The following is an 11,301-nucleotide window of genomic DNA, read 5'->3' on the forward strand; positions in this document are numbered from 1 at the left end:
TACCCATAAGTTTAACATTCTTTTATGTTGAATGCTTTTTGGGATTCGCACAAGTTGACTTTCATGTAGGCGATACCAATGCAAAAAACACATACACTACTGTAAGCAAGATACTTACATACAAATACAAATTGATAAATCAGCCACAAAATCCGATTATTTAATATATGCAAATAGCAATTCATTGGTTTAGAAGAGATTTACGGTTACAAGACAATGCCGCTTTGTACCACGCTTTAAAAAGTGGGTACCCCGTCCTCCCTATTTTTATCTTTGACAGGAATCTCTTGGAAAACCTTTCCGACAAAAAAGACAGAAGGGTGCAGTTCATTCATCATCAACTCAACCTTCTGAACAAAGAGCTGGCCCGGTACGGAAGCACTTTACTTGTGAGCTATGGCACCCCTTACAAAGTGTGGACTTCTCTTCTAGAGAAATACAACATTACGGAAGTCTATGCCAACCGGGACTATGAGCCCTATGCCAAAGAGCGTGATCAAGTCATTGCCGAATATTTAGCCTCCGAAGGCATTTCTTTTAAAAGCTATAAAGACCAATGTATATTTGAAATGGATGAGGTGGTAAAGGCAGACGGTAAGCCTTATACCCTATTTACTCCTTACAGTAAAAAGTGGATGGAAAAGCTAATGATCAAGGATGGGTTTTACTATCAGCCTTATCCCAGTGTAGATTATATGCAAAATATGTTTGCCTTACCTTCTTCAACTATTCTTTCCTTGGAAGAAATAGGTTTCCAAACGATGAAATGTGATTTTCCCAAAAAGGGCATCAAGGTGGATATACTCGACAAGTACTCTCAACATAGAGATTTTCCCGCAGTTGAAGGGACGAGCCGCCTCAGTGTTCATTTCCGCTTTGGCACAATCAGCATACGGAAAGCGGTACAAGCCGGACTTCAATACAGTCCGAAATGGTTAAATGAATTGATTTGGAGAGATTTTTATATGATGATTTTACATCATTTCCCTAGCGTTGTGACTGAAAATTTCAACACAAAATATAACCGGCTAGAATGGAGAAACAATCCGGAGGAATTTAAAGCATGGTGTGATGGGCAAACCGGTTATCCCATTGTGGATGCGGGTATGCGGGAATTAAATGCTACCGGTTTTATGCATAACCGGCTTCGAATGATTACGGCCAGTTTTCTAACCAAACACTTATTGATTGATTGGCGTTGGGGTGAGCAATACTTTGCCCAAAAATTATTGGACTATGACTTGGCGGCCAACAATGGAGGTTGGCAGTGGGCCGCAGGCACCGGTACGGATGCTCAACCGTATTTCCGGGTTTTTAACCCTTCTACTCAAACCGAAAAGTTCGACAAAGACCTTAAGTATATAAAAAAGTGGGTACCGGAGTTGCACACAGGTAATTACCCACCACCCATAGTGGATCATACGTTTGCCAGAGAGCGAGCCATCAAGGCATTTCAAAAAATCAGTAAGGGTGTATAAAAAGCCATCGCCCTCAAATTTTGAACATTGAGGGCGATGGTCTAAAAAGCTATTTTGCTTAAAAATCTTCATAGAGCAGGTATTGCTTTCGCATTGCTTTGTAGGCTCCCAGCTCCGGCTCCCAGCTTTGACGGATTTCGGCTTCGGACTTCTCCTCTTTGATTTGCTGAATCAACCGGTCATTACCCGCCAGCTTGTTGAAAAAAGAGCTTCTGAAGAAATTTTTTTTATCCGGTGAGTTTTGATAAAAATCAATTAACTCTGAGAAAAACAAATTGTTTTCTCTTTCCTCTTTCTCCCGCAAATCTTTTCCACAACATTTTTCATTTTTGAATTTAGGGTGTTTTGCCCCCTCCCGGCTCACCGGAGTAAAAGTATAAGAACAATCAGGATACCAAGGTGCCCCGATCATTTGAAAAGGCGCTTCGGTTCCTCTCCCCTCACTCACTACTGTTCCTTCAAAGAAACAGATGGAAGGGTATAATTCAATGGCCCGGTCATTCGGCAAATTCGGTGATGGCTTTACGGGAAGCGAATACCGGGTAGTGTGCGTGTAATTTTCCATGGGCACCACTTCCAAATCACATTGTTTTCCTCCTTTTAACCAAGCTTCTCCATTGATCATGTCAGCCAACTCGCCCACCGTAAGGCCATGTACTACCGGAATAGGATGCATGCCTACAAAAGAGCGGAATTTCAAATCCAACACGGGCCCATCCACATACCAACCATTCGGATTAGGCCGGTCCAATACAATTACTTTTTTGCCATTTTCCGCACAAGCTTCCATGATATAGTGCATTGTACTGATGTAGGTATAAAAACGGACACCCACATCTTGTATATCAAATAAAATGACATCTAAGTTTTCCAGCTGTTCCGCGGAAGGCTTTTTATTTTTCCCATATAAAGAAAGAATCGGCAAGCCCGTTTTCACATCTTTCCCGTCTTTCACCACTTCTCCGGCATCAGCCGCCCCTCTAAAGCCATGCTCCGGGGCAAAAATTTGCTTCACTTCTATACCCTGATGCAACAAGGTATCTATCAAATGTGTCTGTCCCACCATAGAAGTCTGATTCACAACCGCCCCTACCCGTTTGCCTTTTAACTGAGGCAAATAACTACCCATCCGCTCGGCTCCTAAACGGAGTGTTTTGGCAGTGGGATTTTGTTGGGTTTCTACTTGTTTTTTTTGTTCATTTTCTGGCTTTTCCGAGGGTTTACATGCGAGGGTAAACAGTAAACACAAAAGGGTTAAAATATTCATGTACATATGTTTAATAGTTATATTTCCAGGTTGATTTCGCTCATACTGGCATTTGCCAACTGTATTTCACGATACTTCCTTCTTCACTGTGATTTTCAATCTTAAGGGCCACGTCTATTTCCTGTTGAAGTTCTTCTACATGCGAGATAATCCCTACGATGCGATTCTCTTGCTGAAGAGCTCTCAGAGTATCAAATACAATGGAAAGGGATTGTTTGTCCAAAGTACCAAAACCCTCATCTAAAAAGAAGAAACTTTGCTCGGATCGATTCAAGGCTTTTACATTTTCTGCCAGTGCCAATGCCAAGCATAAAGCCGCCTGAAAAGTTTGCCCTCCGGACAATGTTTTCAGCAAACGCGTCCGGCCATTGTTCAAATAATCCCTGACGATAAATTCATAGCGATCGTTCAGCTCCAAACTCATCTGGCTGTGCGTAAGCTTCATAAAGCGTTGGTTGGCAGCATATACCAATTCTTTCAAATAAATAGAAGAAACATACTCTACAAAACCTTTGCTTTTAAACAGGTCTTGAAGGGTTTTCAAATTCTCTCTTCTTTTGTCCAGTTCACCGGTTTGCTTTTGCAACTCTTTTTTCTCTTCCAGTTTACGGATCAGCTCTTCGATTTCTTTTTGCAACACAGCCAATTGTTGTTCATTTTGCAAGCGCTCCTTTTCAAAGATTTCAATCTGTTGCAAAAGATTTTGATAGGCTTCTTTATCAAATACCTTTCCGGCTATTTTTCCCTCAAGCTCAGCCAATTTTAATTCTAAATTCCGCCAGGCTTCCTTATAAGCTTCTAGCTGCTTTTTCAGCTCCTGAACATTCAGGTTTTTATTTAAGATCTCTCTGATATGCTCCAAACTTTCAAAAGGGCTTTCTTCCACCTCTTTTAAGAGGTTTCCTTCCAGTGCCACCATCTTACCTTTCAACTCTTGTTGATGGACTTGTTCCGTCTTTAATTGCCCCTTGGTTTCTGCCAATTGCTTTTCCAAACGGTCCACTACCCTCTGCCTTTCTTCCAGAATTTTATCGATGTTTTTCAACTTTTCTCTTCCTTTTTCCTGGCTGGTTTCCAGTTGACCTAAAGTAAATTTGATCATTTTATCATAGGCCAACACCTTCAGTGAGTTCCTGTCTTTTTCACAATTGCTTCTCAACACTGTCAATTTCGTCTGCTGCTCGTTGACGATTAATTTATGTTGGTCGATTGCCTTACTTAATTCCCGTTCCTTTTGCCGGAGCTCTTCCGATTGTTTATCCAACTGTTGTAATTGTATTTCATTTTTCCGGTTGAGCTGTAAGGCTTCTTGCACTTTTTCCAATTTCCATTCTTGAAAATCATCCCATACAAAAGCGTTCTTATGCAAGCGTATTATTTCCCGGACCTCTTTTACTTCCCGTTTATTTTTCTCTAAAAAAGTACCTTCTGTCAGCAGTTTGTTTTGCAACTCCTGCAAATACCTTTCAGCTTTTTCCAACTTGGCAAGTTTCTGATCTTCCGGTTTCGCTTTGTCATGTTCAGCATGCACTTTCCCCTCTAGGCCGGGGTGCTCAGTGGCACCACATACCGGACAAGGCTCACCCGCTTTCAACTGTTGTCTGACTTCCTTGTACCGCTCTTCTAGTTGTTGGGCAATTTTTGCTTCATGCAAAAGCTCTTTTTCACTTTTGATCCTCTCAAACAATTGTTCAATGTTTACTTGTTCAGTGATACCGGATAGCCCTAATTTTTTTATAATTTCACCTTTCTTTTGCTGAAGTTGAGCAACGGTATTTTGATATTGAACCGACAGTCCTTCTATTTTTTTGAGTTGTTCTTTCAAATCATACATGCGCAAATGCCAGCCTTCCACATCTTTTAAAGTAGTTGTATCCTGCTTTTCACCGACAAGCTTTTTACGTTCCAACAGCAAAATATCCTGCCGCTCCACAGCCTTATTTTTTTCTTGTTCCCGCTTTTCCCCTTGCTCCACCAATACACCCAATTGTTTCTCTAAGACTTCCATCTCTTTCAAAGCATGCATGATCCCAATCACTTTGGTCAAGTCTTCCAACTTCGCTTGCTGTTCTTCTTTCTGTTGCACATTTAAGCGGGCCTCCTCCAATGCCTTCAAAGCAGGCAACAATGCCTTTTCCGTCTCTTCCTTTTGAGATAGTAAGTTGCCAATATGTTTATGTTTCCGGGTGGTTTCTTCCGCTAATTCCTTCAATTGGCGAAGCCTTTCCTTATAGGTTCGTTCCGCCAAGTCAACTAATTCCAATACTTGTTCTTTGGCAAGGACATTTGTTTTTTGCTTGACTAATTTTTGTTGTTCCGCTAGCGTATATTCTCTTTCTCGAAACAGCTGCTCCAACTCTTTGAATGCCCCGAGTTGCTCTTGCAAGTGTTGCCACTCCAAGGTCATTGCTTCTTTTTTCTTTTCCCTTTCCGACTTTTGAATTTCCTTTTCGTCCAATACTTCTTTCGAAAACTCTTCCAAACCTTCCAGTTTCGTACGGGTTATGGTCAATGCCTCGCTATTTTTGGCAATCAGTTGTTTGGTTTTGTCAAACAGGTCAAATTTATCTAGTTGGAACAACTCCTGTAACATCCGGGTACGGTCAGTGGGTCCTAAGTCAATAAATTCCCGAAATTTTCCTTGAGGAATAATCACCGTTTGCCGGAAATGCTTGGCACTCATCCCCATAATAGATTCTACCTCCCAATCCTCCATAGCCACCCAATTTCCTTGTATTTTTTTCATCACCCTACGAGCAGGTGATTTCACATCCTGAAAGTTTTTCGAATTCCGTTTGGCCTCGTACACAAAGCGGAATTCTTCCAGGCATTGTTCCCCTGCATAGCACTCCAAATCGATCAACAGGCGATCTGACTTCAGGTTCATCATGTTATAGTTCCGGTTATCTCCCCGGGCACTCAAGCGGTCTGTTTCTCCATAGATGGCAAACATCATCGCTTCCAGAATGGTGGATTTCCCGCTCCCCACCTGTCCGAAAATCCCAAAAAGCTGATTGGATATCAGGGTGGAAAAATCTATGGTTTGCTGCTTTTGATAAGAATAGAGCCCTTCTAAAGTCAAGCGAATGGGTATCATTATTTTCTTGAATTTAATAGATTGGAAATTTAATTGGAGACATGAGCAATCAAGACTCCCGGTGTGTCACTTGCCGGAACAATTCCAGAAGCTCTTCATTCACTTCTTGTCCTTTTTTGTGTTGAAAATACTGTTTGAAAAGTAACTCCACATCACGGCTGGGGTCAATATGCTCTACCCCTTCCCTTTCCAACCGGTCTCTTTTTACTTCGGGAATTAAGGTAACAATGCCTGAATGTACATTAAACAACTCCTTTTTTAATTGAGCACTCAGATAGTCATCACTTACCAAAGTAAGTTCTACAAAGCAGTCTTGGTTTTGCTCCAGCCATTCCAGAGCCTCACCGGGCGATTCAAAGCGCTTTCTATACAACTTCTTCCCGGAGGTAATTTTAAGCGGTGTTACTTGTACCTCTTCGCCTGGTACGGCATCCAATAACATGACAAATTTTTGTTGATGGGCTTCGCTAAAACTATACTCTAACAAACTTCCGCTATATACTACAGGGCTGGCATTCTTTTTATTTGCAAAATGAAAGCGATGTAAATGTCCCAAGGCTGTATATTGAATTTGCGATGGAATATTTTCCGTATATACCGCCTGGGCCCCACCCACATGCAAAATATGTTTTTCGTCTTCCGGCTCTTCCACCGGTTGCTCCTCGGTTCCGTTGACCATAAATAAGTGACTAAGCAAAATATTTACCCCCTGCTCGTCACAATACTTTTGAGCAGTACTTTGCCAGCTTTCTTCCAATACCTGCCGAAAAGCCGCTTCAGGGTCATTCACTCCCAAAAATTGCCGCAGTCTGGCCTCATTGGCATATGGGGTTAAAAGCAGACGAAGAGGATACTCATATTGAGGCAAACTTAATTCGATAAACCCGGGGGCAGAGTGAACACTTTTCAAGCCCGACTCCAAAGAAAAAGCGGGCACTTCGGTAGCGGGATACCCAGAAAATACAATGCCACAGGCCCTTGCCAAGGGATCAGGCGCTTCGATACGATCTGCCGAATCGTGGTTTCCGGCAATAGCCACTACTGCCCTTTGCCCCCGGTTTGACAAACGGTGGAGAGTTTGGTAAAATAATTCTACGGCATCGGCCGGGGGGTTGAACGTATCGAATAAATCTCCTGCAATCAGCACTACATCCACTTGATGCTGGTCGGCCAAGTTGCAAATTTCATGTAAGACCTCTTTTTGTTCATCCAACCGGGAAAATTCATTAAGCTTTTTCCCTAAGTGCCAATCAGCCGTATGCAATATTTTCATGAAATAATTGAAATTAAAACCTAAACCTGTACAGAGAGTGTTTTACTTACAAAGTAATCTATGACAACCCTCCCATGTTGGATAATAATTGATTCCAGTAATGAGTAGAGGCTGTTTGATTAAAAAAATGAAATGGATTTTTCTTAAAGATTTTGACATCCAATTGACTCAAATTTCGTATTTAAAGATTAAAAATAAATATCCCGAATCAGGATTTACCATTATTTCCATAAAAACTCACTAAATTTAGCACTAGAAAATGGTATTCCTTGAATTACACTTATACAGATCAAATTTCTAAATCACTTGGCAAAAACAGAATATATACCTACAGATGAACAGGCACTTGTAGACGCTATCTGCAAGGGAAACCGCTCTGCCTGGGAGTTTATGACCAAACAATATTACGAACCTTTACTGTATTACATCTTGAGCATGGTCAAAGAGCGGGAGAGTGCGGAGGAGTTGATTCAGGATGTCTTGGTTAACTTCTGGGTAAAACGGGAACAAATAGAAATCACCTCCTCTTTAAAAGCATATCTTTACCGCGCAGCCAGAAACCACGCGCTGAACTTTATCCGGAGAAGAAATTTTGAATTGGATTACCAAAAAAGCCTTCAACACAAGCTCACCTTACACCACAATGATACCGAAGAACAGTTTCATTTTAGCGAGTTAGAAAAAAAGCTCACGGATGCCATTGAGAACCTTCCTGACAATTGCCGGGAGATTTTTAAATTAAGCCGGTTTAACAACCTCACCTACAAAGAAATTGCCGATACATTGGACTTACCCGTAAGAACGGTTCACTACCAAATCGGACTGGCTTTGAAGGAACTTCGACAGAAACTTAAAGGGTATGTGGACCAACAATTAATCTCCTAACACAAAAAAAGTTACCTCATCTTTGTCTAACCCCTACTTTTATTTGTCACATTATAAATGTAACTTGGTCTGGAGTAGACCCAATTGATAGATAGCTATCAGAGTATTATTACTGAAAAATATACTATTTCATCTTTTACTGATCAAAACTTACTGAACAGTAATCGGAGGTGAGTAAAAAAATATACGCCCTATGAATAATAAAGATTGGGATTTGATCGCGCAGTTTCTTTCTTCTGAAAAAGATGAGGACTTGTATAAGGAAGTAGAGTCCCGAAAAGGAGAAAGTGCCAGCTTCAAAGAAACCATGGACGATTGTAAGCTCATTTGGTCCAACTCCCAGAAGCTTTCCAAGGGTCGGAAAAAACTCGTTGACGAACAGGCATTTACGAACTGTTTGGCAAAAATGAACGAAAAAATCGACCAATTAGAACAGAAAGAACAGGTACCGTCCAAACGGCAACAAGTTGAATTTTCTACGGTATTCAACCTTACCTTTTTTCAAAAAGCGGCAGCCGTCATAGTACTGGCCATAGCCGTATCCAGTTTGGCCTATTTTTTAGGAGGGGAATCCCCCACTAGCCCCTCTTCGTATGTAATGAGTGAATCACACGGTGATCAACTCAAAAAAGTAATTCTTCCCGACAACTCTATCGTTTGGCTCCAAGCAAAAAGTAAATTGCAATACCCACAGGCCTTTCAAGGCAATGAAAGAAGGGTGAGCTTACAAGGAGAAGCCTTTTTTGATATCGCTCATAACCCGGAGCAACCCTTCGTCATTGAAGCGAACGAAACAGAAACCAAGGTACTGGGGACCTCCTTTAATTTGAAAGCCCAACCCCATGCCAACCGGGTAGAGCTCGCTCTGCTCACGGGTAAAGTAGCCTTTAAATACAATGACCAACTGACCGAGGTAGTTCCTGATCAAATGATTACCGTAGATAAGTCATCTGCTTCTTTGAAAGTTGATCAAGGAAATGTAAGAGAGTTAATTTGGCAAAAAGGCTTGTTGAAGTTTAACGACACACCTCTGGCAAGTGTAATCAAAGCTCTTGAAAGTTTGCATCAAGTTAAAATTGATACTCAGGGAGATTTTTCACAAAACAATGCTATTACCGGAGACTTCACCGGAAAAACATTGGAGGTTAGTTTAAAACAAATCTCAGAGATCTTAGGAGCTCAGTTGAATGTGGAGAATCATCAATATAAACTCATCATGTAGTAATTCTTAACGCATGAAAAAAGCCCCGGCAAGTTGAACTTGTCGGGGCTTTTTTCATGCGCTGGAAACCCCGCTAACTTATAAATCTTCGGTAAACGTTGGAGCTGCCATACTGGTAAACACTTTATCCGGTAAACTCTCATGCACTTCAATCTCCGACAGCTTTCTATCCCCCCGGTCTCCCGAAAGAAGGATGTTCCCCTTCTTTTCATATCCTACCCAAGGAGTTACAAAAGCAGGTTCTTCGTCCGTTGCCTTTGCAAAAAAGGCCCATTGGGAAACCAACTCGGAATCTTTCTCTACAAATACCTGGTATTTATTTTCCGGTGTGACACCTACACTTTCAAAGGTTAATTGCAATACATCACAACGCTTGCCTTGTTGGTCAGCTTCTTCCCCTTGGTATTTTAAAGTTACTCCCGAGTCTTTTAACTTAAAAGGCATCACCAGCCAATAAGAGTCATTGATCCAAATTTCTTTTCCTCTTTGCAAAAGGTTGGACAAGGCTTCGGGGTCGGAAACCTCCTTTTCGTTCACCCAAGCTTTTCCTTTCATGGTATGGATATTCATTGCGATACTAGTTTCCTGTTCGGGAATATCGATACGGACACGCCCCTCCCATTTGTCCCACACCAAAGAGCGTACTCCAAAGAAGTTCCAGGAAATAAAACGGGTATTATCCCAATTCTGCCTCCCTCCCATTGCCTTCATCACATCATCGGCAACCTCTATGGCTTTTTGATCAGAGCTTTCCAAATGAAAACCTTCGGCTGGAGGGTTTCCAATCATTGCGTCTTGGACTTTTCCGGCATTTGCATTGTCCTCTCCTTCTTTTTCACGATGAGAGGTACATGCAAGTACCCCAGAGCACAATAAAGTCATCACTCCCCATTTTACTGCATTTTGTAGTTGTTTCATAAGTTGTTGAATTAAGAAATAGATTACTTTTGAGTACTATTTTTGTTTTCTTTAAGATTAAATTTATCAGTCGACTGTATCCCCACATTAGTATAATACCCAATAACTTATACAGACAGATTCTAAATTACAAATTGTACTTTTAGGTGATTACTTTTTTTTGTATCATTGCAAATAAATAAAAAGGACTCGATGAAACTAGAAAGATATCAAAATATTGATTTAAGCGCTTCTACTGAAGTAAGAAAGGTATGGACGGATTAAGCAATTCACAACTGTTTGCTACTAATTCGCCCTGACCCAACCGTCCGGGCTTTTTTATTGCCAAAAAATATATACCCATTAGAAAAAATAGATTTTAAACTTTAAAAATAAAAAATATCACTGCTCATGAAATTCGGCATCGACTTATATCGTATCACTACCCGGTGGAAAAGGAATTATTGCTGATAAGCATCGAATTCTTGAGCATACAATGCTTACAAAAACCGGGTTTTTTAGCCCGGTTTTTTTGTTTTTAACCCCTAAAGAGTAAAACCATGAAAAATCTTAAAATTCAATTAACACTCATACTTCTCTTGCTTCATGTTCAAGCTTTGGCAAATGAGGAAAATAAAAAAGAGGCACAGGCTTCCCGCTTGATGACTCCTGTGGAAGTCATTCTGACCGTAGCAGGCTTAATCCTCATGTTCAAAGTGTTTGGAGCTTCTAAAAAGAAAGTAAAAAGCCAAAAAAGCATAAAAAGTGCACAAGAAGCACCGAAAGTCCAAGTAGTGGCCGGTGTAAAAAATGCTATTTCCACTCCTCATGGACAAGATGTAATACTAAAATGTAAGGTCTTAAGAAATGAACATAAAGATCAGATCGTATTGGTGGTTTCTGAAATGTATGAAGCCAAATAAACCGAAGTTTTTCTGTTAAGCATTCATTGCACAAGCCCTTGCTTTCGAGCAAGGGCTTTTATTTACAATTATTAAACATATGTTCTAAAGCCGGGTTTTAGTATAGTATACTCCTCATTTTCAAAAAAATAATCAGTAAAAAACTATAAAAGCTGGTACCATCAGTAACATAACACCAAAACTAAATACCTTTTTAAAAGTATATTTATTAATATTGAAGTTTTCGTTTTTAATCGTTTTCCAATAAAACATTCAACAG

The 11,301-nt window shown here is 40.6% G+C and carries 8 protein-coding genes; 4 read left to right on the plus strand and 4 right to left on the minus strand.

What is annotated here, in order from left to right; all coding sequences use genetic code 11:
• Positions 1–167 precede the first annotated feature (167 nt).
• Positions 168–1,478, plus strand: a complete 1,311-nt coding sequence (locus AAG747_RS11595) for a cryptochrome/photolyase family protein (RefSeq protein WP_346821337.1) — start codon at positions 168–170, stop codon at positions 1,476–1,478.
• A gap of 58 nt (positions 1,479–1,536) precedes the next feature.
• On the opposite strand, the gene AAG747_RS11600 is transcribed toward AAG747_RS11595, so the two are convergent.
• From AAG747_RS11600 to AAG747_RS11610, 3 genes are read right to left on the minus strand one after another with little or no spacing between them, the layout of a single operon-like run.
• Positions 1,537–2,745 carry an exo-beta-N-acetylmuramidase NamZ family protein gene (locus AAG747_RS11600; protein ID WP_346821338.1) on the minus strand — a complete coding sequence of 403 codons (1,209 nt, stop codon included), beginning with the start codon at positions 2,743–2,745 and terminating at the stop codon, positions 1,537–1,539.
• Positions 2,746–2,785: 40 nt separating this feature from the next.
• Positions 2,786–5,842: an AAA family ATPase gene (locus AAG747_RS11605; RefSeq protein WP_346821339.1), complete on the minus strand. Its 3,057-nt coding sequence runs from the start codon at positions 5,840–5,842 to the stop codon at positions 2,786–2,788.
• Between the two features lie 49 nt (positions 5,843–5,891).
• Positions 5,892–7,115 carry a metallophosphoesterase family protein gene (locus AAG747_RS11610; protein ID WP_346821340.1) on the minus strand — a complete coding sequence of 408 codons (1,224 nt, stop codon included), beginning with the start codon at positions 7,113–7,115 and terminating at the stop codon, positions 5,892–5,894.
• Positions 7,116–7,421: 306 nt separating this feature from the next.
• Here AAG747_RS11610 and AAG747_RS11615 point away from each other — a divergent pair, with 306 nt between their 5' ends.
• Positions 7,422–8,000 carry an RNA polymerase sigma-70 factor gene (locus AAG747_RS11615; protein WP_346821341.1) on the plus strand — a complete coding sequence of 193 codons (579 nt, stop codon included), beginning with the start codon at positions 7,422–7,424 and terminating at the stop codon, positions 7,998–8,000.
• A 193-nt stretch (positions 8,001–8,193) separates the two neighbouring features.
• Complete coding sequence (locus AAG747_RS11620) at positions 8,194–9,222, plus strand: FecR family protein (RefSeq protein ID WP_346821342.1); 1,029 nt, start codon at positions 8,194–8,196, stop codon at positions 9,220–9,222.
• A 78-nt stretch (positions 9,223–9,300) separates the two neighbouring features.
• Here AAG747_RS11620 and AAG747_RS11625 read toward each other — a convergent pair whose 3' ends face one another.
• On the minus strand, positions 9,301–10,140 hold the full coding sequence (locus tag AAG747_RS11625) for a hypothetical protein (RefSeq protein WP_346821343.1): 840 nt from the start codon (positions 10,138–10,140) through the stop codon (positions 9,301–9,303).
• 539 nt (positions 10,141–10,679) lie between these two features.
• Between AAG747_RS11625 and AAG747_RS11630 the strand changes: the two genes are divergently transcribed.
• Positions 10,680–11,042, plus strand: a complete 363-nt coding sequence (locus tag AAG747_RS11630; RefSeq protein ID WP_346821344.1) for a hypothetical protein — start codon at positions 10,680–10,682, stop codon at positions 11,040–11,042.
• The last annotated feature ends 259 nt before the right edge of the window (positions 11,043–11,301 follow it).

This window comes from Rapidithrix thailandica, from assembly GCF_039710355.1.
In the GTDB taxonomy this organism is placed as follows: domain Bacteria; phylum Bacteroidota; class Bacteroidia; order Cytophagales; family Flammeovirgaceae; genus Rapidithrix; species Rapidithrix thailandica.